The sequence below is a fragment of the Humisphaera borealis genome, from assembly GCF_015169395.1.
Lineage (GTDB): Bacteria > Planctomycetota > Phycisphaerae > Tepidisphaerales > Tepidisphaeraceae > Humisphaera > Humisphaera borealis.
The window spans coordinates 5809192-5833122 of record NZ_CP063458.1 but is presented as its reverse complement, the minus strand read 5'-3'; the positions used below and the strand labels follow the sequence as shown (position 1 = coordinate 5833122).

General features: G+C 64.3%; 16 protein-coding genes. 9 read left to right on the top strand and 7 right to left on the bottom strand.

Features of this window, described 5'->3' with window-relative positions; translation table 11 throughout:
- The first annotated feature begins 1 nt into the window (after position 1).
- The 7 genes from IPV69_RS21910 (at position 2) to IPV69_RS21880 (ending at position 12619) form a co-directional block, all read left to right on the top strand.
- A complete protein-coding gene (locus IPV69_RS21910) occupies positions 2 to 1018 on the top strand; it encodes a Gfo/Idh/MocA family protein (protein WP_206291860.1) in 1017 nt (338 codons plus the stop codon).
- Between the two features lie 168 nt (positions 1019 to 1186).
- Positions 1187 to 3460 carry a PSD1 and planctomycete cytochrome C domain-containing protein gene (locus IPV69_RS21905; protein WP_206291859.1) on the top strand — a complete coding sequence of 758 codons (2274 nt, stop codon included), beginning with the start codon at positions 1187 to 1189 and terminating at the stop codon, positions 3458 to 3460.
- A 39-nt stretch (positions 3461 to 3499) separates the two neighbouring features.
- Positions 3500 to 4057, top strand: coding sequence for a hypothetical protein (locus IPV69_RS21900; RefSeq protein ID WP_206291858.1), 558 nt, complete (start codon positions 3500 to 3502; stop codon positions 4055 to 4057).
- Between the two features lie 29 nt (positions 4058 to 4086).
- Complete coding sequence (locus tag IPV69_RS21895) at positions 4087 to 5586, top strand: DUF1501 domain-containing protein (protein WP_206291857.1); 1500 nt, start codon at positions 4087 to 4089, stop codon at positions 5584 to 5586.
- Between the two features lie 239 nt (positions 5587 to 5825).
- A complete protein-coding gene (locus IPV69_RS21890) occupies positions 5826 to 7655 on the top strand; it encodes a sulfatase-like hydrolase/transferase (RefSeq protein WP_206291856.1) in 1830 nt (609 codons plus the stop codon).
- A 304-nt stretch (positions 7656 to 7959) separates the two neighbouring features.
- Positions 7960 to 10977, top strand: coding sequence for a DUF1553 domain-containing protein (locus tag IPV69_RS21885; protein ID WP_206291855.1), 3018 nt, complete (start codon positions 7960 to 7962; stop codon positions 10975 to 10977).
- Positions 10978 to 11140: 163 nt separating this feature from the next.
- On the top strand, positions 11141 to 12619 hold the full coding sequence (locus IPV69_RS21880; RefSeq protein ID WP_206291854.1) for a DUF1501 domain-containing protein: 1479 nt from the start codon (positions 11141 to 11143) through the stop codon (positions 12617 to 12619).
- Positions 12620 to 12663: 44 nt separating this feature from the next.
- Here the strand turns inward: IPV69_RS21880 and aroB are convergent, their stop codons facing one another.
- Positions 12664 to 13752 (bottom strand): 3-dehydroquinate synthase, encoded by a 1089-nt coding sequence (aroB, locus tag IPV69_RS21875; protein ID WP_206291853.1) that lies wholly within the window; start codon positions 13750 to 13752, stop codon positions 12664 to 12666.
- A gap of 169 nt (positions 13753 to 13921) precedes the next feature.
- Here aroB and IPV69_RS21870 point away from each other — a divergent pair, with 169 nt between their 5' ends.
- Positions 13922 to 14629 (top strand): metallophosphoesterase family protein, encoded by a 708-nt coding sequence (locus IPV69_RS21870; protein ID WP_206291852.1) that lies wholly within the window; start codon positions 13922 to 13924, stop codon positions 14627 to 14629.
- A gap of 35 nt (positions 14630 to 14664) precedes the next feature.
- Here IPV69_RS21870 and IPV69_RS21865 read toward each other — a convergent pair whose 3' ends face one another.
- Both IPV69_RS21865 and dut read right to left on the bottom strand, forming a co-directional pair.
- A complete protein-coding gene (locus tag IPV69_RS21865; RefSeq protein WP_206291851.1) occupies positions 14665 to 17520 on the bottom strand; it encodes a DNA translocase FtsK in 2856 nt (951 codons plus the stop codon).
- A gap of 215 nt (positions 17521 to 17735) precedes the next feature.
- Entirely contained in the window at positions 17736 to 18188 is a 453-nt protein-coding gene (gene dut / locus IPV69_RS21860; RefSeq protein ID WP_206291850.1) for a dUTP diphosphatase, read from the bottom strand.
- 152 nt (positions 18189 to 18340) lie between these two features.
- Here dut and IPV69_RS21855 point away from each other — a divergent pair, with 152 nt between their 5' ends.
- Positions 18341 to 19381 (top strand): non-reducing end alpha-L-arabinofuranosidase family hydrolase, encoded by a 1041-nt coding sequence (locus IPV69_RS21855; RefSeq protein WP_206291849.1) that lies wholly within the window; start codon positions 18341 to 18343, stop codon positions 19379 to 19381.
- A 113-nt stretch (positions 19382 to 19494) separates the two neighbouring features.
- Here the strand turns inward: IPV69_RS21855 and IPV69_RS21850 are convergent, their stop codons facing one another.
- From IPV69_RS21850 to IPV69_RS21835, 4 genes are all read right to left on the bottom strand, one after another.
- A complete protein-coding gene (locus IPV69_RS21850; protein ID WP_206291848.1) occupies positions 19495 to 20802 on the bottom strand; it encodes a Gfo/Idh/MocA family protein in 1308 nt (435 codons plus the stop codon).
- 112 nt (positions 20803 to 20914) lie between these two features.
- The gene (locus IPV69_RS21845; RefSeq protein WP_206291847.1) at positions 20915 to 22099 is read right to left on the bottom strand and encodes a CotH kinase family protein; all 1185 of its coding nucleotides are present in this window, start codon (positions 22097 to 22099) and stop codon (positions 20915 to 20917) included.
- A 27-nt stretch (positions 22100 to 22126) separates the two neighbouring features.
- A complete protein-coding gene (locus IPV69_RS21840) occupies positions 22127 to 22792 on the bottom strand; it encodes a DUF4956 domain-containing protein (RefSeq protein WP_206291846.1) in 666 nt (221 codons plus the stop codon).
- A complete protein-coding gene (locus IPV69_RS21835) occupies positions 22792 to 23637 on the bottom strand; it encodes a polyphosphate polymerase domain-containing protein (protein ID WP_206291845.1) in 846 nt (281 codons plus the stop codon). The genes IPV69_RS21840 and IPV69_RS21835 overlap by 1 nt, the downstream gene beginning before the upstream one ends.
- Positions 23638 to 23931 lie beyond the last annotated feature (294 nt).

Below are 23931 nucleotides of genomic sequence, written 5' to 3'. Positions count from 1 at the left end.
CATGTCGCGGAGTTTTGCGTTTCTGGTCGCGTTGACGTTATCCCTTCTGGCCGTGCAGACCAGTTCTGCCGCCGACGCCCCGCCGCCGTTGCGTGTCGGCATCATCGGCCTCGATACCTCGCACGCCGGCGCGTTCACCAAGCTGATGAACGACCCCAAGAACACCGGCGACCTGGCCAACATGAAGGTGGTCGCGGCGTTCCCGGGCGGGTCGAAGGACATAGAGTCCTCCGCCAGCCGGGTGGAGAAGTACACCGCCGATATCAAGGCGATGGGCGTGGAGATTGTCGATTCCATTCCCGCGCTGCTGACCAAGGTCGACTGCGTGCTGCTCGAAAGCGTCGACGGCCGGCCCCACCTGGAACAGGTTCGACCGGTGTTCGCCGCCGGCAAGCCGGTGTTTATCGACAAGCCGCTCGCCGGCTCACTCGTCGACGCACTGACGATCGCCGAGCTGGGCGAGAAGTCGAAGACGCCCTGGTTCAGCAGTTCTTCACTGCGATACGGCCCGGGCGTGGCGCTCACCAAGGCCAATCCCAAGCTGGGTGAAATCACCGGCGTTTCGGCCTGGAGCCCCTGCTCGCTCGAAAAGACCCACCCCGACCTTTACTGGTACGGCATCCACGGCTGCGAAATGCTCTATACCTACATGGGCCCCGGCTGCCAGACTGTCAGCCGTACGCAGACCGAAGGGACGGATTTTGTCGTCGGCACGTGGAAGGATGGCCGGATTGGCACGTTCCGCGGCATTCGCCAGGGCAAGGCCGATTACGGGGCGACCGTGTACGGCACCAAGGGAAGCGTCGCCGCGCCGGGGTATGAAGGGTACAAGCCGCTATTGGAAGTCGTCGCGACGTTCTTCCGCACGGGCAAGCCGCCGATCGCCGCGAGCGAGACGATCGAACTGATGGCGTTCATGGAAGCCGCCGACGAGAGCAAGCGTCAGGGCGGCAAGCCGGTGAGCATCGCCGACGTCCTGGAGAAGGCGCGAGCCCAGGTGAAAGCGACGGCAAAGTAGGGTGGGCTTCAGCCCACCGGTTGCGGACGAGGAAAGGATGTGTTCCCTTCCCAAACGTTCCACGGGCCGCGCAAACGCCGCAGGGTATGGCAGCCCAAGTCACCGACCGGTTGACACGCCATGTTTCGAATAGCTTCCATCGCAGTATTCCTCGCGCTGTGTCCCGCGGTGCGCGCAGCATCGCCGGTCGACTTTGACCGCGACGTGAAGCCGATCCTCGCGGCGCACTGCTACGAGTGCCACGGCACGGATAAGACCAAGGCCGGATTGAAGCTCACCGATCGCGACGGCGCGATCATGAAGCTGAAGTCGGACGCGGTGGCGGTCGTTCCGGGCAAGCCCGACGCCAGCGCGCTGATCGCGCGGGTGGTGACGACCGACGTTGAAGAGCGGATGCCGCCGGAAAAGCCGGCGCTGAAGCCGGCGCAGGTCGCGACGCTGAAGCAGTGGATCGCCGAAGGGGCGGCGTATGGCGTGCACTGGGCGTATCGGCCGATCGTTCGCGTCGATCCGCCGGCAGTGAAAACGGCCGATTGGGCGGCGAACGATATCGACCGTTTCGTGCTGGCATCGCTCGAAGGGGCCGGAGTCATTCCTTCTCCCCCGGCCGACAAGGCCACGCTGATCCGCCGGCTGAGCCTCGATCTGACCGGCCTGCCGCCGACGCCGGCGGAGGTCGACTCGTTCACCAACGATGCAGCGCCCGACGCCTACGCCAAGCTCGTCGATCGCCTGCTCGCCAGCCCGCACTTCGGCGAGCGATGGGGCCGCCACTGGCTCGACAAGGCCCGCTACGCCGACTCCGACGGTTACGAGAAAGACACTCCCCGCCCCGATGCCTACGTCTTTCGCGATTGGGTGATCAAGGCGATCAACGACGACATGCCGTTCGACCGCTTCACCGTCGAGCAACTCGCCGGCGACCTTCTGCCGGGGGCCTCGAACGAGCAGCGCATCGCGACGGCGTTCCACCGGCAGACGCTGACCAACAAGGAAGGCGGCGCCGACCAGGAGCAGTTCCGGGTCGAGGCGACATTCGACCGGGCCGAAACCACCGGTGCCGTCTGGCTCGGGCTGACCGTCGGCTGCGCCCGCTGCCACAACCACAAGTACGATGCCATCACCCAGCGCGAGTACTACCAGCTGTTCGCGTACTTCAACAACGGCGACGAAGTGAACTTGCAGCTTCCCGGGTCGACCGATGAGGTCAGGAAGTACAAGCTCGCGCTGGCCGAGCACAACAAGCAGGTGAAGGCGATCGAGGCGCAGATCGCCGACGGCAAAACGCCGGCGACGCCTGCCGCGAAGAAGAAGCTGGAAGCCGACCTTGCCGCGCTGAAGAAGAAAGCCCCCGCCGCTCCCGGCCTGGCGGTGCGGGTCATCGGCCAGCGGACGGCAAACCCGCGGCCGAACACGATGCTGCACCGTGGCGATTTCCTGCAGCCCGGTGAACAGGTGACACCGGGTTCGCTGGCGACGCTGCATGCGTTCACGCCGCGCGATCCGCAAAAACCCGACCGGCTTGATCTGGCCAACTGGCTGACGTCGCCGGCCAATCCGCTGACGCCACGCGTCGCCGCCAACGACATCTGGCAGAAACTGTTCGGCAAGGGCCTCGTCCGCACGCCCGACGACTTCGGCGTTCGTGGCGAGCGGCCGACGCACCCGGAACTGCTCGACTGGCTCGCCGACGAGTACCGCCGGGTCGGCTGGAGCCGAAAGGCGCTGATTCGCACGATCGTCCTCTCCAGCACCTACCGTCAGTCCGCGGCGTACCGGCTCGACCTGGCCGAGCGCGATCCGGAGAACAAGCTGCTGGCCCGGCAGAACCGGTTTCGCGTGGATGGCGAGATCGTCCGCGACGCCACGCTCGCCGCCAGCGGATTGCTCAGCCGCAAGATCGGCGGGCCGAGCGTCTTCCCCGCCCTGCCGCCGGACATCGCCGCCCTCAGCTACGCCAATAACTTCCGCTGGACGACGAGCCCTGGCGAAGACCGGTATCGCCGGGGGATGTACACCTTCCACAAGCGGACGGCGCCGCACCCGAACCTGATCAGCTTCGACTGCCCGGACGGAAATGCGACCCAGATCCAGCGGGCGATCAGCAATACGCCTTTGCAGGCCCTGACGACGTTGAACAACGAGAGCTTTCACGAGGCGGCACAGGCCCTGGCCCGGCGGACACTGGCCGAGGGTGGCCCGGCCGACGACGCCCGCGTCGGCCATGCGTTCCGCCTGTGCCTGGCTCGCTCGCCGGATGCGACGGAACTGGCGGAATTGCGGTCCCTGCTGGCGTCGGCGCGGGCCTTCTACACGGCGAACGAGCAAGCAGCCGTCAAACTGGCCGGAACGACCAAGTCATCCAACGCGGCCGAATTGGCGGCGTGGGTGGCTACGGTGCGGGTCGTCCTGAATCTCGACGAGTTCCTGACCCGCGAATAGCCGACAACAATCGACGCGGTTGTACGTTTAGATGGAACGATGAACCTGCAATCCCCAGCCAAGCTCCGTCGTCGCGTTTTCGCTCTCTTGCTTTGCGCCGGATTGGGTTTGCCAGTCCTGGCGGCCAAGGATGACAAGCCGCTGAAGGAAAAGCCGGCGAAGGACAAGAACGTTGTCGATGCCCGCAAGGACGAACCGAAGGTCAAGCAGTCGTCGGAAGAGCGATGGCTGGAGACCGTCCACGAGCAGATCAAGCCGTCCGAGGCCGAGTGGGATGTGCTCAAGCCGCGCGTCGACAAGGTGATTCGCCTGGTCCGCGAGGTGAACGCCGGGCGCGAATCCAAGGGCGTTCGTGAGCCCCGCGCCGAGAAGATCGACGACATGGCGACGACGGACGTCCATCTCAAGAGCAAGGCGCTGAACGACGCGTTGTTCGACCCCTTCACCAGCCCGTCGCGGGTTCGCGAGCATGTCGCGGCTTACCGGGCGGCGCGGGAAAGTGCCAAGCAAAACCTACTCCGCGCACAGGAAGAGCTTCGTCAGCTTTTGACGACGCGCCAGGAAGCGATCCTGATCATCATGGGATTGCTCGATTGATGTAGCGCCGCTACGAAGGCACGGATCGCATGACTTCCATCCAGCAGCAGATTCATCTCACCCGCCGCGAGTACCTGACCACCACCGCCAGCGGCTTGGGCATGATGGGCCTGGGGGCGATGCTGACGGCCGACGGAATCCTGACGCCGGCAACAGCGGCAGCGGCGACATCGCCGGGTCTGCTCAATCCACTGGCGCCCAGGCAAACGCACTTCCCCGCGCGGGCCAAGCACTGCATCTGCATCTTTCTCGAAGGCGCGCCTTCGCAGATGGACCTGTTCGACCCCAAGCCCAAGCTCAACGAACTCGACGGCCAGCCTCTCCCGGAATCGATGACCAAGAACGTCCGCTTCGCCTTCATCCAGAAGGAATCGGCCCGGCTGATGGGCTCGAAGCGCACCTTCAAACAGCACGGCCAATCCGGCATGGTCTTCTCCGACCTGCTCCCCCACCTGGCGACCTGCGCAGACGACATGCTGATGGTCCGCAGCATGCACACCGACCAGTTCAACCACCACCCCGGCCAGCTGCTCATGTGCTGTGGCCGGTCCACCTTCGGCCTGCCCACCATGGGCGCATGGCTCAACTACGGATTGGGGAGCGAGTCGCAGAACCTGCCCGGTTACGTCGTCCTGAACAGCGGCCGCGGCACCAGCGGCGGCGCGACGCTCTGGCAGAGCGGCTTCCTGCCGAGCACCTACGCCGGCGTCCTCTTCCGCAACAAGGGTGAGCCGATCCTGAACCTGGCCAACCCCGACGGCCTGCCGCCGGAAATGCAGCGGGCCGGCCTTGACGCCCTCCGCCGGCTGAACCAGCGGCGGTACGAAGCGATCCACGATCCGGAGATCGCCAGCCGTATCGCAAGCTACGAGCTCGCGTTCCGCATGCAGTCGGCGGCACCCGAACTGATCGACCTGTCCGGCGAAAGCAAGGAGATGCTGGCTGCGTATGGCGTGGAGCGGGACGATCCGCCGATCAAGGCCGCGCGTGGTGGCGGCCCCGGCCAGTACCGCGCGTTTGCCACCAATTGCCTGCTCGCCCGCCGATTGGTCGAGCGTGGAGTGCGGTTCGTCAACATCGTCCACGCGAGCTGGGATCACCACTCCAACCTCGACTCCGAACTGCCGTTCAATGCCGGCATGGCGGATCAGCCCGTCGCGGCGATGATCAAAGACCTCAAGCAGCGGGGCCTGCTCGATGAAACGCTCATCCTCTGGTGTAGCGAGTTCGGCCGGACGCCGCTCGGCGAAAACCGCAAGGGCCGCCCCGGCGTTACCGGCCGCGACCACCACCCGTTTGCGTTCACCCTCTGGATGGCCGGCGGCGGCATCAAGGGCGGCCAGACCTGGGGCGAGACCGATGAAATCGGCTGGGGCATCTCCCGCGATCCCGTCCACGTCAACGACTACCACGCGACGATCCTTCACCTGTTCGGGCTGGATCACTTAAAGCTGACGCACCGGTACCAGGGGCGAGACTTCCGGTTAACCGATGTCGCCGGGAAGGTGATCGAGCCGTGGTTGGCGTGAGTGAGTCGTCCGGCGTGGAGGATAGACATTCTTGTCTGTCACTCGGGGCCAAAGGGGGCATTCGAACGACCGCTCTTTCTTCGGGGATAATCTGGCGGGGCAGACAAGATTGTCCGTCCCACCAAAAGCAGCCGGTCGTAATTCGAAACATCCCTTGGGTCCCGAGTGACAGACAAGAATGTGTGTCCTCCACGCATTCGGGCAATAGTCACGCGACCTCGGCGATCTACACTCACCCTATGCTGCGACATCTCCACATTCTCATCCTCATCCTTTCCATCGCCTTCACCACTGCGGTCCACGCCGCCGACCGGCCCAACTTTCTCTGGGTTACCAGCGAAGACAACAGCCCGTACCTCGGCTGCTACGGCGATGCGCAGGCGCAAACGCCGAACCTCGACAAGCTCGCTTCCGAGGGCATCCGCTTCCGCAACTTCTTCGCCAATGCGCCGGTCTGCTCGGCGGCACGATCGACCCTGATCGCCGGCATGTACGGGTCGTCGCTCGGCATCCAGAATCATCGCAGCAAGGTCGCGATCCCGGACAGCTTCAAGACCTATCCGGAGGTCCTCCGGGCTGCCGGTTATTACTGCACGAACAACTCGAAGACGGACTACAACATCGTCGGTCGAAACAAGATCTGGGACGAGAGCAGCAACAAGGCGCACTACAAGAACCGCAAACCCGGCCAGCCGTTCTTTGCCGTGTTCAACTTCACGTCGAGCCACGAAAGCCAGGTCGCACCCAAGGCGGGCAAGACGACGTTTCGCATTCCGCCGGAAAAGATCGTCCTTCCCCCCTACCACCCTGACGAGCCGGACATCCGCCGGGACTGGGCCAACTACTACGACCAGATGACGATCATGGACGGGCAGGTCGGCGCGGTGATCGACGAACTGAAGCGCGCGGGCCTGGCCGAAGACACCTTCATCTTTTACTACGGCGACCATGGCGGAGCGATGCCCGGCGGCAAGCGCAGCATCCAGGATCGCGGCACGCGCGTGCCGCTGGTCGTCCGCATCCCTGGCAAATGGGCCAAGGCATCGCCGGTCGCCGCGGGTCAGTGGGTGGACGATCTGGCGACCTTCGTCGATCTGCCGCCGACGGTCTTCAACCTGGCCGGCATCGAGACGCCGAAGAACTACCAGGGCAAGCCATTCCTCGGGGAAGGCCGGACCGCGCCGCGCGACGAGGTCTTCATGCACCGCGGGCGGATGGACGAGCGGTACGACTTCTCCCGATCAGTGCGGACACAGAACTTCCGCTACGTTCGCAACTACAGCCCGCACCGGCCATGGGGACAGAACTATTCCTATCCGTTTCAGGTGCAGCCGAGCATGCGGGCTTGGTACGCGTCTTTTGAGGCGGGCCGGTGCAACGAGGCCCAGGCCGCCTACTGGAAGCCCAAGGCCGCATCCGAGCTCTACGCAATCACCACCGATCCGTTCGAACTTGCAAACCTCGCGAGCAAGGGACCGCAGAATCCGAAGGTCGCGGAGCTGCACCAACACCTGGTTCGGCAGATGACCGAAACCCGCGACACCGGCTTCATCCCCGAAGGGATGGTTCCCAGGCTCGCCGGCGACAAGACCATCTACGATTACGCCCAGAGCAATGCCTACCCGATCGGCGACATCATCTCTCTTGCCGACATCGCGTCGGACGCGCAGCCTGAGGCGCTGCCCGAGTTCATTAAGCTTCTGAAGCACGAGCACCCGGTCATGCGGTACTGGGCCGCGACCGGCTGCCTCATCCTGAAGGACAAGGCAGCGCCGGCGAAAGACGCCCTGCTCGCCGCACTCGCCGACCCGATGGCCGACGTCCGCGTCGTCGCCGCCGAGGCGCTGGGGTACATCGGCGAAACGGAAAAGGCCGTCGCCGCGCTCCAAGGCGTCCTCCGCGACGGCAACGTCTACGAGAGTCTCGCGGCGTTGAACACACTCGACTTCATGACCGGCGCGGGCCACGTCCCCCTGGCCAGGGCGCAGGCGATGGTGAAGGACCTGAAACTCGCCGAGCCGGCGGATCGCATCCAGAAGTTCATCCTCGACGGGCGGAAGTGGCGGTAGTCCACGGCAACGCCGCGCCGGGTTCGTTCGGCGAAGTCGTATGAAGACTTCGGATGACCCTGGTGCTGCGTCAATGCTTGATCTTGGGATTGGGTGCCATGGGCTGGCGTACTCGCCTGCCCGTGGTTTCGCGCGACGCATGTCGTACCACGGGCAGCGGAGTACCGTAGGCCATGGCACCTGATCTATCCCAGAATCAAGGTGTGACACGGCACCAGGACCCTTTGAGTCCAGCTTGGACCGCCGACAACGCGTATCGGCGTCCAGTGATACAACAGGCGACGTGCCTCACTGGAGTCGATTCATGATGTATCACCGCCGCAGCCGGATCAGCATCTTTCTGGTCGCGCTCTCATTCGCTTCCTGCGGTGTGGCTGTTGCCAACACGCCGCCCGACTTCCGGCGGGACATCAAACCGCTGTTTGAATCCAGTTGCATCGACTGCCACGGCCCCAAGAAGCAGCGCAGCGGATACCGGCTCGACGTCCGGCCCTACGCGATGAAAGGCGGCGACATCGGCGAGACGGCGATCGTCGCCGGCGATTCGGGCAAGAGTACGCTGGTCCGTCATATCACGTCCGCCGACGACGACGTCCTGATGCCGCCGCCCAAAAGCGGGAAGCCGCGACTGACGGCGGAGCAGGTATCGACGATCCGCAAGTGGATCGACGCCGGCGCGATCTGGCCGGACGAGGCGACTGCCACGGCGGCCGATCCGCTGGACTGGTGGAGCTTGAAGCCGCTGGCCAAACCGGCCGTGCCCAGCCCGACCGTCGCCGCGAAATCCGCGAATCCGATCGATACCTTCATCGTGGCCAGGCTGGCCGAGAAGTCGCTGGCGATGTCGCCGCCGGCCGATGCGCGGACACTCGCCCGGCGGGTTCACTTCGACCTGATCGGCCTTCCGCCGACGCCCGAAGAGCTCGACACGTTTGTTTCCGACTTCACGGTGAACGCCGACAAAGCTTACGAAGCCCTGGTCGATCGCCTGCTCGCCTCGCCGCGCTACGGCGAGCGCTGGGCACGCCATTGGCTCGATGTCGTCCATTACGGCGACACGCACGGCTACGACAAGGACAAGCCCCGCCCCAATGCCTGGCCTTACCGCGACTACGTCATTCGCGCCCTCAACGATGACAAACCCTACGCGCGGTTCATCCAGGAACAGATCGCCGGCGACGTGCTCTACCCCGGCACGGCGGACGGGATCGAGGCGCTCGGTTTTCTCGCCGCCGGCCCGTGGGACTTCATCGGCCACGCCGAGGTTCCGGAGAGCAAGATCGACGGCAAGATCGCCCGCCATCTCGATCGCGACGACATGGTCGGCACCGCCGTCGGCGCCCTGGCGAGCGTGACGGTGCAGTGTGCCCAGTGCCACAGCCACAAGTTCGACCCGATTTCGCAGGAAGACTACTACGCGCTGCAGGCGGTCTTCGCGGCGATCGACCGGACGGACAAGACCTATGACCTTGATCCGGTCGTCGCCGCGTCGCGGTCACGCCTGACCGCACGCAAAGCCGAGATGGAGGCCGAGCAGAAGGCGCTCGCAGCAAAGATCAAAACCGCCGGCGGAGCCGAGCTGGCCGACCTCGACAAGCAGATTGCATCGGCCGAGTCGGCCGCGCCGCAGGGGCGGCGTCCCGAGTATGGCTGGCACAGCGGCATCGCCAAGGACCAGGAAACGCGCAAGTGGGTGCAGGTCGATCTGGGCAAGAGTGTCGCGATTCAGCGCGTGGTGCTCGCCGGCGTGTGGGATGATTTCAACGGGATCGGTGCCGGGTTCGGCTTTCCGGTGCGGTTCCGGATCGAAGCCAGCGACGACCCGGCTTTCGGCGGTACGCCGACCGTTATTGCCGCCCACGACCTGGAGGACTACGCCAACCCCGGCACAACGCCGCGAACGTTCGTCGCCGGCGGGAAGTCGGCGCGCTACGTGCGTGTGACCGCGACCAAGCTCGCGCCTCGCAAGGGGGACTTCATCTTCGCGCTGGCGGAACTTCAGGCGTTCGACGCCGAGAATCGCAATGCCGCGCTCGGCGCGGCCGTCACATCAATCGACAGTGTCGAAGCCCCCGTTCGCTGGCGGCGGAGCAACCTGACGGACGATGTCTACCCCGCCAAGACGGGCGGCGGCGCGGACCTCGCCGCGCTTCGCGACCGCCGGGACAAACTGATGTCCCGCGTCACCGACGCGGCGATCCGCACGCGGTCGGCGGCGTTGGCGGGCGAGATCGCCTCGGCCGCGAAGGAACTGTCGAAACTTCCGCCGCCCAGGGTCGTCTTCGCCGGTGCGATCCACACCGGGCGAGGTGCTTTCGCAGGGACCGGACCTCAGGGCGGCAAGCCCAGGCCGATTTTCCTGCTCGCCCGCGGGCAGGTGACGCAGCCGGGCAAGCCGGTCGGACCGGGCGCGCTCAGCGCGGTGAAGTCGCTCCGATCGCGATTCGAGATCCCCGATCAGCAAGGCGAAGGCGTCCGCCGGGCGGCGCTGGCCCGCTGGCTGACCGACCCGGCGAACCCGCTGACCTGGCGGAGCATCGTCAATCGAGTGTGGCAGTACCACTTCGGCAAGGGCATCGTGCTGACGCCCAACGACTTTGGCCGCATGGGCACGCCGCCGACGCACCCGGAACTGCTCGACTGGCTCGCCGCCGACTTCCGCGACAGCGGCGGATCGCTCAAGCGGCTGCATAAGTTGATCGTAACCAGCGCGGCGTACCGGCAGTCTTCGTCGGCCGACAATGCCGGCGCCGTTGCGGTGGACGTGGACAACAACCTGCTCTGGCGGCAGAACCGCCGCAAGCTGGAGGCCGAGGCCGTTCGCGATGCGGTCCTCGCCGCCAGTGGCAAGCTCGATCTGACCATGGGCGGGCCCGGCTGGCAGGACTTCATCGTCGAACACCCGGAGCATTCGCCCCACTACCGTTACGACAAGGCCGATCCGAACGATGTGAAGACATGGCGGCGGTCGATCTACCGTTTCACGGTGCGGTCACAGCTTCAGCCGTTCATGACGTCACTCGATTGCGCCGACCCGTCGATGCGGGTGGACAAGCGGAACGAGAGCGTTTCGCCGGCGCAGGCGCTGGCGCTGCTCAACAACGGCTTCATGGTGACGCAGGCCGAGGCGATGGCGGCGCGCTTGTGGCAGGACGCCGGGGCGGACGGCGATGCCCAGATCGATCGCGCCTGCCGGTTGACCCTCGCCCGAGTCCCGACGGCCGCCGAGCGTGAGCAGATGAAGTCGTTCGTCCGCACCAGCGGATTGCCCAATTTGTGCCGGGTGCTGTTGAACCTGAACGAGTTTGTGTTCGTGGATTGAGCAGCGTGGATGATATCCAACGACGTTCCGTGATACGGCTTTCCAAGCCGTGCAAGGTGCGCCGGAGTTAGAGGATTTGAAGTCGATGTACGACGACATCGCTCGCACGGGTTGGAAACCCGTGTCACGGACAGCCGTCGGTTTCGGGTAAAGGCGACCCACCATGAACATGCCATCGTCAGCCGGACAGACCCGCCCGTCCCGCCGCGACTTTCTCGCCAATGCCGGCGGTGGGTTCGGCGGGCTGGCGCTGGCGTCGCTCCTAGGTCGTGAGGCGCTCGCGGCGCCCGCGCCGCATCCTTCGGTCGTCCGGCCGCCCAGGGCCAAGCGGGTCATCCAACTCTTCATGGCTGGCGCGGCGAGCCATATCGACCTCTGGGATTTCAAGCCCGACCTGATCAAGCACCACGGCAAGCCGAGCGATTTCGGGGAGAAGGTCGAAGCGTTTCAGAACGGGCTGGGGCCGTGGCTTAAGCCGGTGTGGGACTTCAAGCCGTACGGGAAGTCCGGCAAGATGATCAGCGATGTCGTGTCGCCACTGGGGGCGTGCGTGGACGACATGGCGTTCATTCACAATGTGGTCGGCAAGACGGGAATCCACTCCCAGGGCACCCTATTGCAGGCGACCGGCTTCCAACTGCCGGGCTTTCCCGGCGCGGGATGCTGGGTGAGCTACGCACTGGGTTCGATGAACGAGAACCTGCCGACGTTCGTCGTTCTGCCTGATCACCGCGGCATGGCGAGCAACGGCGTCAAGAACTGGGACGCGGCGTTCCTGCCCGCGCAGCACAGCGGCAATGTCGTCTACCCCGGCAGCGACATGCCGATCGCCGACCTTCGCCCGCACGCGGCGGGCAAGTACATCAACGCCGCCAGCGAGGCCCAGGCGCAGTCGCTGATGGCCAGCCTGAACCGCCAGCATGCCGAAAGTCGTGCCGGCGACCCACGACTGGAATCGCGGATCCGCAGTTATGAGTTGGCGGCGCGGATGCAGCTTGCCGCGCCCGAGGCGCTCGATCTGAAGGCCGAGCCCGCGCATATCCTGAAGCTCTACGGCCTCGATACCCGGCCTCCCAACTGGCCGGCCGTCATCAATGCCGAGGAGGAGAGTTACTACTTCTCGCAGAAGTGCCTGGCCGCCCGGCGACTGCTGGAGCGTGGCGTGCGGTTCGTGCAGATCTGGAGCGGCAACGACAACGGCTTCCCCCGCCGTAACTGGGATTCACACGAAGACGTCGAGCGCGATCACGGGCCGTTGGCAACAGGCATGGCCCGAGGTGCGGCGGCGCTGATCCAGGACCTCAAGCAGCGCGGCATGCTCGACGACACGATCATCCTCTGGACGACCGAGTTCGGCCGCATGCCCAGCACGCAAGGCGGCAAAGGCCGCGATCACAACCCGTACGTGTTCACCAACTGGCTCTGCGGCGGCGGGATCAAGGGGGGCGTCACACACGGCCTGAGCGATCAGTGGGGCTACAAGCCGCTGGATCGCGACCACCCGACGCTCGTCTACGACATCCACGCGACGATGCTGCACCTGCTGGGCATCGATCACGAGAAACTGACGGTGAGGCAGAACGGCATCGACCGCCGGCTGACGGACGTGCACGGGCACGTGATCAAGGAGATCCTGGCGTAATGATCCCTGGGCCTGCATCGCGGGCAGCGGCGGTGGTGCCCGCCCTACACGAGCGATTCAACCGCTTCGCGGACGAGGGCGACCGGTACATCATCCCGCACGACCGCCTTGCCGATGCCGTCGAGCAGGACGAAGCGGATTTTCCCGCCGGCCACCTTCTTGTCGAACGCCATCGAATCAACGACCTGGTTCCGGTCGAGCTTCAGGCCGTCGATCGGCAATCCGGCGGCGGTGATGACGTTGCGGATGCGCCGTTCATCGGCCTCGGAAAGCAGGTCGAGCAGAACGCCAAGCCGCGTGGCCGCGACCATGCCCAGTGCGACCGATTCGCCGTGGGAATAGCTGTATTTCGAGATGCTCTCGATGGCGTGGCCGAAGGTGTGGCCGAAGTTGAGGTGGGCACGTTCGCCGCGTTCGAACGGGTCGGCCTCCACCACCCGCGCCTTGATCGCCACGTTATGCGCGACCAGTTCGGTCAGGTACTTGATATCGACAGCCAGGGCCCGGCCGATATCTTTCTCGAGATTCGCGAACCCCTCGGCGTCGCGAATCAGGTCATGCTTGATGCACTCGGCCAGGCCGCCTCGAAGTTCGCGCTGCGGCAGCGTTTTGAGCACGTTGGGATCGACCAGCACCGCGATCGGCTGGTGGAACGCGCCGATGAGGTTTTTGCCGACGGTGTGATTGACGCCGGTCTTGCCACCGACGCTGGCGTCGACCATCGACAAGAGGGTCGTCGGGCACTGCACGAAAGGCACGCCGCGAAGGATGGTCGCCGCGACGAAGCCGGTCATATCGCCGATCACACCGCCGCCGAGCGCGACGATGGGCGTATGCCGGTCAATCCGCAGCGGCAGGATCTGGTCGTACAGCTTGAGAACATGCTCGACCGATTTGTGTTCCTCACCCGCCGGCACGGTGGCAACGGTGGCGGCAAACCCCGCGGCGGCGAGGGAGGTCACCATCGCCGAGACGGTCGCCGCCGGGATGTTCGAATCGGTAATGACAACGGCCTTGGCCGCCTTGCTCAGCGCCCGCAGCTTCGCCCCGGCATCGGCGTGCAGCCCCGGACGGACAGTGATGTCGTAGGCATGCCCTTGCAGAGACACGCGAATGGTTCGTTCAGCAGTCACGCGGCGGATTGTAGCGGCGGCGCGGCGGGCGTCACGCGCGGCGATATCAAAGCACCCTGGGAACGCCGAGCTCCAGCTCGGCCCAAAAGTGCCGAGCTGGAGCTCGGCGTTCCTGGATCCTTTCGCACACTCTAAGCAGCGTCCCAGTCGATGTGCGTATGATTCCGCCGTGATCTATCGCCTTCTTTGTTGCTCAGACACCCATACCGAGGTGCCACCAAATCTTGACGAGGCCAGCGCCACCGCATGGCTGCATGCCGGCGATGTAGTCGAGGGACCGGAAATTGTCGGCGACGATTCGGACCCGTTGCAGGACTTCCTCCGCGCGCCGGTTGCTCGGTGGTTTAAGGAAAGGCCTCTTCCGGTGTTCGTTGTGAAAGGCAACCACGACACGGTCGACGATGTGCACGCATTCCGGCACGCCAATGACGTGACGGGTCGCGTCGTAAGAATCGCCGAAAGTCTCGTCCTCGCCGGGATCGGTTGGTGTGGAGAGACGTACTACGAGTTGCCGCTGGAGAGCGACCTTCGCGGACCTTGTGACTCGGTACTGCGGGCGGCCAATCGCATACTGATGCCGAGCGATTCACTCATCCTGCTCACGCACTACCCGCCTCGATTCCCAGGCATGCGTGAACTGACGCGAGATGTTCCTAATGGCGGTGTTTGGTACGACTGCGTGCGTGGGCTGGTTGCAGAGTTGCGGCCCACCGCCGTCGTCCAAGGTCATGTGCATTCATGGGCAGGCACTTCCCAGGTCGTTCGGATCGAAGATCGCGATACAACGGTGTTCCACCCCGGGAAGTTGGGTGGCATTCTTCAGGTTGACACTGTCTGCCGGACGGCGGAGGTGTCCTGGCCCTCCTGCGAGAGATAGTGAAGCGCCGTCTAACGGCCTGACCGACCCTTCTCTCACACCGACATCCCATCCTCCACATCCGCTTGGCGGGCGGCGCACATTGCGTCCCATTCCTCGACCGTGATTTGCGCCTCACGGGCCTGCGATCCCTTGTATTCGCCGACGATTCCAGCGGCGGCCATCGCCTCGATCAGGCGGCTGGCGCGGGCGTAGCCGATCGTCAACCGCCGCTGAAGCAGGCTCACGCTGCCTCGCTTGGTTTCCAGCACCACGCGGACCGCCGCATCGAACAGGTCGTCCTTCGCGGCTTCTTCGTCGACGTTGCCAGTCGCTTTGATCTGCACCAGTTCCGGCTCGTACTGCGCCTCGGCCATCGCCTTGACGATCTTCACGCTCTCGCGGACTTCCTTGTCGTCGATGAACGTGCCCTGCGCCCGCGTCGGTTTGCTCGCGCCCGGCGGCAGGAACAGCATGTCGCCGTGGCCTAGCAGCAGGTCTGCACCGTTCTGGTCAAGCACGATCCGGCTGTCCATCTTGCTCTGCACGCGGAACGCAATCCGCGTCGGCATGTTGCTCTTGATCAGGCCCGTGACGACGTTCGCACTCGGTCGCTGTGTCGCCAGGATCAGATGGATGCCGACCGCTCGCGCCTTCTGCGCGATGCGCACGATGCTCGCTTCGACTTCCTTGCCGCTGGTCATCATCAGGTCGGCCAACTCGTCGATGATAATGACGATGTACGGCATCTTCTTGGGGATCTTCGCCTCTTCCTCCGGCGTGCCGGGCTGGAAGCGCTCGATCAGCTCTTCCTGCGTCAGGCTGTTGTACCCCTTGATGTTTCGCACGCCTGCCTCGGCCAGGAACTCGTACCGCTCGTCCATCTTCTCGCACGCCCATTCCAGCACGCTGGTGGCCTTGCTGGCGTCGTTGATGACGGGGCACATCAGGTGCGGGATGTCTTTGTACATCGCCATTTCGACCACCTTCGGGTCGAACAGTACCAGCTTCACCATGTCGGGCCGCTGCTTGTACATGATCGACATGATGATCGTGTTGATGCAGACCGACTTGCCCGAACCGGTGGTGCCGGCGATCAGGCAGTGCGGCATCTTCGACAGGTCAGTGATGAGCGGCTCGCCGCTGGCGTCTTTGCCGAGGAACAGCGGGATGTCCATCTTGCCCTGTTGCTCGGGCGCGGCGAGCTGCATGAGGTCCTTGAACCGGACCTTCTCCTTCTGCTCGTTGGGCACTTCGATACCGACGGTGTTCTTGCCCGGAATGGGCGCGACGATACGCACGGTTTCGGCCTTGAGCGACCGCTGGATGTCGTTGGACAGCCCGCTGATCGTGCTCACCTTGATGCCCGGGGCCAGCGCCAGCTCGTACATGGTGATGACCGGGCCGGTGTCGATCTCGACGACGTGGGCGTCGATATTGAACTCCTTGAGCGCCTGTTCCAGCATCGCCGCCTGCTCGCGGACGAATGACTCCTGGCTTTCGGTGTAGCCTTGCTCGGCGTCCTCCAGGCATTCCCAGCCGGGCAACTGGTATTCGCCGAGCTCTTTCGGGGCGATCGGCGGCGACGACTGCCGCGGCTTAATCATCGTCGGAAGCTTGACGATGATGTCCTTCCGCACCACCGGCGGCTCGGGGACGAGCGGCGACTGATCGTCGGAATCGACCGCGTGCGTCTGCGCGGCCAGGTTCTCGTCGTCGTCGGACATCTGGTCGATGTCGTCGGCGTCGTCCTGTTGGGGCACACGGCTCTGTGCGCGGGCATCGTTTGCCGGGTTGGCTGGGGACGCTGTTCCGCCTGTCGCGGGCACACGGCCGTTTGCGCCTGCGGCCGTCGGAACGGCAGGTACGATCATCGGCCGGCCCATGCCGGGCAGGCGGATGACCGGCGCGGCGCGGACCGGCTTCTGTTGATCGGGCGGAGGGATGACGGCGGCTTCACTGGGGCCAAAGTCGTCGTCTGACCACGCCGCATCGTGCGCGGCCCCTTCGCCGGGGGTGCCGTCGTCGCGGTAGTTCAGTTCGACATCGTCGTCTTCGTTGTTGATCGTGGCGATCACGGCATCGTCGGCGGCGCGGGACCGGAAGCCTGCCCAGGTACCGATGCGCTGCATCCAGTTGCGGTCGGCGGCCTTGGTCGGATCGGGCTTGAAGACCTGACCGCCTTTGCCGGCGGCCGGCAAGGTCGCTGCGCGGGCGGCGAGTTTCGATCGGGCGACAGTGCCGACGGCATCGACCTCTTCGTCTTCGTCGGCGGGCGCGACGCGGTACGCGACATCGCGGGTGATGAACCGCGGCATCGCCGGCAGTTTCGGCAGGTTGGCGAAGTTGAACCGCAGGTGTGCGGTCTTGCTGCGGGCGACGGTCAGCATGCCGATGATCGCCCTGGGCGCGGCCAGCAGGATGTCATCGGCTGCAAGCAGCAGGCCCACGATGATCGACAGCATCAACACCAGCATCGTGCCGACGTTGCCGAAGTACTGGTGTAGGAAGCCCGCGGCACCAATGCCCAGCACGCCGCCGCGCCCTTCCGGCAGGCCCTGGTTCGAGCCAGGTGAAAAGTGGTGGACAACGGTCGCCCAGGCGACGGCGATCAGCGACAGGCCGACGACGCGCATCCAGAAGTCGCGGACTTTCGATTGCGCCAGCGACAACCCCAGCATGACCGCCGTGAACAACAGTACCGGGAAGACGCCCTGACCCACCGCGACAAACGCCCAGTAGGCGACGAATGCGCCCGCCGCACCGCAGAGGTTCTGCACCGGCGGATAGGGGTCGACGGCATGGCTCGGCCAGTCCGTCGGGCTGAAGCTCCAGAAGCTCAACGCCAGGAAGGCCCAGAGGCCGACGGCGACGAAAAACGCGAGCGTCTTGGGGAGGTTGTCTCTGTTCATTGTCGTAGGAGTCAGTGTGGTCAGTGGTCGGTAGTCAGTAGTCAGTAGTCAGTAGTCAGTAGTCAGTAGTCAGTAGTCAGTAGTCGGAAGCTGGGAGTCAGCAGTCAGAGGCTGCGGTCGATGGTTGGTACGAGTTTCGGCACCGGCTCTGACCACTGACCACTGACCACTGACCACTGACTACCGACGACTGACTACCGACGACTGACTACTCTTCAATGTCCCGTGTGCCCGAATCCGCCGGTGCCTCGGCCTGTCGCTTCCAATGCGTCGACCTCGACGAAGCTCACCGGCGGTACCGGCAGCACCAGCATCTGGGCGATGCGCATGCCCCGTTCGATCACGAACGGCAGCTTGCCAAGGTTGATCAGTGGGACCATCACTTCGCCGCGGTAGTCGGAATCGATCGTGCCGGGGGAGTTCACCAGCGTGATGCCGTGCTTGCTCGCCAGGCCGCTTCGGGGCCGGACCTGCGCCTCGTACCCCTTCGGAATCGCCATCGCAAAGCCGCAAGGGACGACCAGCACGTCGCCCGGCGGCAGCGTCATGGTTTGGGTGACTGCGGCGCGCAGATCGACGCCGGCCGATTCTTCGGTCATGCGCACCGGCAACGGCAGGTCCTGGCCGCCGGGCAGACGCTTGAGAAAGACGGTGATCGTGGCGGCCAACGCGGGGTCCTCGTTAGTTCGGGCGCAGCGGCCCCTGGCGCGGCATCGGCGCGAAGGGGTCGCCAGGTCCTTTAAAGGTTATCGGTCAAAAGGGGACGCCAGCGACAGTCTATGCCGCTGGCGGTAAGCTGGGCGGCCGAGGAGGACCAGCTTTGCGACAAACCTTTGTCATTGCGTCGGTTCTGGTTCTGATTCCGTTCGCGTTGATCGCCGCCGATGGCCCACCGGCTGCGCCAACGCGATCCACCCCGGGACCGTTGCAGCCGCCGTTCCGCTGGACGCTGTCGCCACCGCTGATCGCCCCAGCGGATCGACCCGCCGACCCGTGCGTTGCTGTGAAGGACCCGACCGTCGTCTTTCACGACGGCAAGTGGCACGTCTTCTCGACCATCCGCAGCCAAAAGCGAACGCACCAGATCGAGTACGTGGCGTTCGCCGACTGGAGCAAGGCGAACGAATCTCCGCGGCATATCCTGACGGTGCGCGACAATTACTTCTGCGCCCCGCAGGTGTTCTATTTCACGCCGCACAAGAAGTGGTATCTGCTCTACCAGGTCGGCGAGCCCGACCGAAAGCCGCAGTTGCAGCCGGTGCTATCGACGACGACGGACCTGGCCGACCCCGCATCCTGGTCGAAGCCGACCTACCTCTTCGACACCGGCCCGGATGGCCTCAAGGGTTGGATCGATTTCTGGATCATCTGCGACGACACCCACGCCCGGCTCTTTGCCACGTCCAACGACGGCCGGATGTGGCGATCGGATACCAAGCTGGCCGATTTCCCCAAGGGATGGAGTCAGCCGCAGGTGGTGCTGCAGGCCGACATCTTCGAAGCCAGTCATACCTACAAAATCAAAGGCGAGCCCAGGTACCTGACGATCGTCGAAGCCCAGGCCGCCGGCCGGCGATACTACAAGGCGTACCACTCCGACCGCCTGGACGGCCAGTGGAAACCCGTCGCCGACAGCGTGAAGAACCCCTTCGCGAGCCTAGACAACATCGAACCCGTCGCCGGAAACCGCTGGACCGACAGCGTCAGCCACGGCGAGCTACTCCGCGCCGGCGTAGACGAGAAGATGGAGATCGATCCGAACAACCTGAAGTTCCTGATCCAGGGTGTTTTGGACAAGGACAAGGCAGGTAAGAAGTACGGCGAGATCCCCTGGCGGTTGGGATTGCTGGAACGGAAGTAGGGTGGGCATCCGAACCGACACGGCGGCCACCACCGGCATGGCCTGCCCAGATTGATCATCCCGTGCCCTTATGCCTTTGGGGGGCACACGGCCCCCCGCCGCCGCAACGGCGCTTATGCCTCTGGCAATGTGTACGGTCCGCGGCGGTCGCGGCCGAGCCAGGCGTTGTCGCCCTGGCCGTCGACGAACTTCCACGCCTGCGGGTCCCACTTCATCTTCTGTTTGTTCCAGTAGGCCAGGTTGGCCAGATGGCAGATTGTGACACTGCGGGCGCCGATCTCGATGTCGCACTCGGGTAATGCGCCGGTCTTGATGCACTCCATCCAGTTTTCGTGATGACCGGGTGTCTTGGGCAGCCGCCAGTCTTTGTCGGTCAGCGGGTCGAGGAGGATGGATTCCGGATCGCTCTGCAGCTTGCCGCGGTTGACCATGATCTTGCCGGATTCGCCTTCGAAGATGATGAACCCGCAGGTCTGGTGGATCATCTCGATGCCGTTGGCGTAGACGAACTTGACGCCTTTACCTTTGCTGACGTCGTCGGGCGGGATGATCTCGACCGGGCCGCTGCGGTCCATGCCAAGGCCCCATTGGGCGATATCGAAGTGGTGGGCGCCAAAGTCGGTCAGGCCGCCGCCGGAGTACTCGCGGTAGGAACGCCAGGCGGGGAAGTGGTTGTGCACGCCGCGCGGGCTCAGGACCGAGTTGTACGGCCGCAGCGGTGCCGGGCCTAGCCAGCGTTCCCAGTCGAGCCCCGGCTCCATCGGCTCTTCCTTCAGATCGCAGGGCTTGCTCGGTCCGCCGACGTCGACGAGCACGCGCTTGATCTTGCCGATGCGCCCGCTGCGGACGTACTCGATCGCCTTGCGGAACTCGTTGCTCGACCGCTGTTGGCTGCCGGTCTGGAAGACGACTTTGTGCTTGCGGACGGCGTCGATGCAGGCCTTGGCTTCGTTGATGGTGAGCGTCAGCGGCTTCTCGCCGTAGATGTGCTTTTTCGCCTTGGCGGCGTCGATGTAGACCGCAGCGTGCCAGTGGTCGGGCAGCGCGATGACGACGGCATCGATGTCTTTGCGGGCGAGCAGTTCGTGGTAATCGACGTAGGGCGTGACCGAGTTGCCGCCGGCGCGTTTCAGCTCGTCGTACTTCTTGACGGATTTGAGCCGGGCGTCTTCCCGGCGGGTGGTATCGACATCGCAGACGGCCAGCACCTGCGTCTCGCGCTTGCCAAGCATCCGGCTGAGATGGCCGCCATTCTGTTTACCCATCCCAATGAAGCCGAGCGTGAGCCGTTCGCTGGGCGCGGCGGCCTTGGCGTCACCGAAGACCGACGACGGTACGATTGAAGGGCCAACTGCGGTGACGGCCGCAGCGGCGGCGGACGTGGACAGGAACTGACGGCGCGACAGCGGTGGGGTTGGCATCGGAACTCATCCTGTAGGGAGCGGCGGCGCGCGAGTTGAAGCGATCCAACTCGGGCGGCATCGCAGAGTACGCCTGATGCGCTGGGGCGTTGATGGTCCGGCGGTCGTCCCCCTACTTCTTCGCCTTTGACTTGGCCAGGTCTTCCTTGATCTTCTTTGCCCGCTGCTTGATGCCGTCGCGGATGCGATCGAATTGGCCGGGAAGGTCTTTTGCCGCGCCTTCGCTGACCTGCTTAAGAGCCGGCTGCACGCGCGCGAGGAGTTCATCGAGGCGCTTGGACCAGCGATCGGGGACGAACACATCGGCAAGCAATTGTTCGGTGCGGGCGAAATAACGCTTCTTGCCTTCGGGCGTTTCCAGAAAGCGCTGCGCGATCACGCCCTGGGCATTGGGGAACAGAGGCCCGTTCGGATCGCCGAACATCTGGTCCATGCCCGAAGGCAGGAACGTCAGGAGGTTGGTCTTGGGGTCGTGGTAGATGCGATAGTTATTTCGGTTCATCGGATAGCCGTCCCAGTCCCAAGTGAGCATCTGGAGGGACAGGTAGCTGACGAACTTATCGATATCGAGCCGGCGGCTCATCCGGTCGAACCGGCGTTGCAGGTCCGCTTCCTGCGACACTTCCATCAGCGATTTGAGGTCGGCATGGTCTTTGGCCGGGTCCTTGCCTTCGTTGTTGTTTTCGAGTGGCTGGTCGAGGTCTCTGAGGAATCCGCCGTCGTAGAAGTTGCCGTCGGTGCTGCCGAAGTGGTTCTTAAGGAATCCCTTGTCGTAGCCTTCTTTAATGGCATAGAAGCCGAGCTTGCGGCCGTTGAGGCTCACGATGGCGTTGGTCAGTCGCGAGGCGGGAACGCCGGCGGCTCGGTACATCTCGCCGCAAAGCCCTTCTGAGATGTAGCTGGGGTCCTGGACGCAGTTGTTGAGGTGGAGCTTGTCCATTCCCCAGAACCGCTGACCGTCCTCGAACTTGTCCATGTTGAGGGTCCAGCCGGGCTTGTCGTCCACGCCGCGCATGCTTCCGGCTGCCCCCTTGAGTTTCACGCCGACGTTTTTGTACCTGGGCTGGCCGTCTTCCTTGATCTGCGCCTTGACGTACTTTTTGGTGTCTTCGCGCAGCGACTTCATGCCGTCGTTGTCGATCTCGATCGCGAGGGTAAGAATTTTGCCGCCGTCAAAGAGCTCGTTGCGCTGCTCGTTGAGGCTCTTGCCCGATGCGATTTCGGGGAGGACCGAAGCGATTGCGGCCGATACCGCGAAGGTCAGGATCTCGCGACGCGAGGGGGATTGCCGGTCCATGGGATGCTCCTTCGGGCGGGGCGTATTCTACTTGAGTTCGACGTCCTGGACGCCCTCTATTCTTGACAGCTCGTCAACCAGCGTGAAAACCGCTTCGGCCGGCGGGAGTTCGATGTCGTAAGTCGCATCCAGCGCCGTGCCGCCGCGGGCCGTGCTGAGTCCCGACAGGCGGTGCCAGCTGACGCTGGTGGTCAGGATCTCGCCGATTCGGGGATGGATCGTCTTGCCCGATGCCATCCGGATGGTGAGCCGGGACTGCGGACTATTCAGCGAGTGCGGGCGCTTCCTGAACAGCCAGGCGGCCAGCAGGACGACCGGGGTGCATACGATGGGCCCCATGAAGTAGCCCGTGCCGGCAGCCATGCCTGAGATCACGGCGAACATGACAAAGGCCGTGTCGCGCGTGTCTTCAACGACCGTTCGGAATCGCACAATCGCCAGTGCGCCGGCGAGGCTGAAGGCCCGCGCCACACTCTCACCGATCACCAGCATGACCAACGCGATCAGGACGGCCAGCAGCACCAGCGTCGCCGCCAGCGCGGGTTGGTCGCCGTCCACGGTGCGTCTGCAAGTGAACCGATGGATCCCCGCCGCCACGCACCCGAAGACGAACGCGATCCCCAGTCGTTTGAGGATGACCGCCGGTGTGATCTCTTGTTCGACCTGTAACGTCTGCTCTAGCCACCAGGGCATCAGGAAGTCTCCCCGCTGGCGGCCGAAGTGGAGGCGCCCGGTCCGATGCCGCAGGCGGTGATGCATCGCCGATACTTCGATACCCGCGCCAGTTGCGGCGGCAGCATGGTCATCAGCTCGCGAAAGATCGTCGGTACCTGAACATGAAACTTCAGTTCCACCAGGACGCCGTCGGGCAGCAACGGTGTTCCGGCGCTCAGATGCGGAATGTGCCACTGATCGGTTGGGACTCCAATCAGGTCGCGGTCGATCGTCATGCGGACGGGCATGGCGTCTGCCATTCCGAAGAATGCGGTGCGGGTGTAGCTCACGCACGCGGTGGGTCGCAGATTGCGACGGCAAACCCGCTTGTGGAACCAGTTGCCGGCCCAGGGCTGGGCAGCTGCGAGGTCTGAGAGCCTCGGCAACTCTTCGAAGTTTATGGACGTCCGTCGCTTGATCACCTGCGTCCCGCGCTTCCGTTTGCGCTCCAGAAATGCCTCGGTCGAGGCATCATACCGACGCAGGCGAAACTTTACGCGGCGATAGCCCGGCGAGCGGTGAAAGACATCGAACGTCGGGGTGTCGCAGTAGACGCTGGTGACGGCGTATTTGCCGGCATTCCCGTGGCAGTCCGGGACGAGGTGCCCAGCGGCCCAATGTTCGACGCGACTCGCCAGATCGGGGTCAATGTGGAACTTCAGCTCGAACGCGGCACCCATTCCGGCGCCTGCGCCCAGTCCTGGCGACTGGATGGTGATGGGGTTGGGATCAATGGTGGGATCAAGACCCGCCAGCCGAACTGCCTTGTCGCCAAGTCCGATCTGGGACTCAGGATCAAACATGCCTTCCCGAGTTTCCATCATGTCAACGTGTTCCCGGTGCCAAGAGGCGATGACGCGCCCGAACTAACCTTAGCCTGGGTGCTCATGCGATCTGAACAATATACATCCGCTTCGCGCAAATGGTGATGAATCGAGGGAATAGGAATCCACATTTTCGCGATTTATGGAGATCGGAGGCTACGCCGCATTCAGAGATTCCCCGATCCGCTGCAACTTCTCGTGGGGTCGCGCGTTCTGTGTAATGTGAGCCGCGGCGAAACGGATGGTGGCGGAAGCCGCCGGACATTGTCTCCGGACGCCGCCGAATGCCCTGAC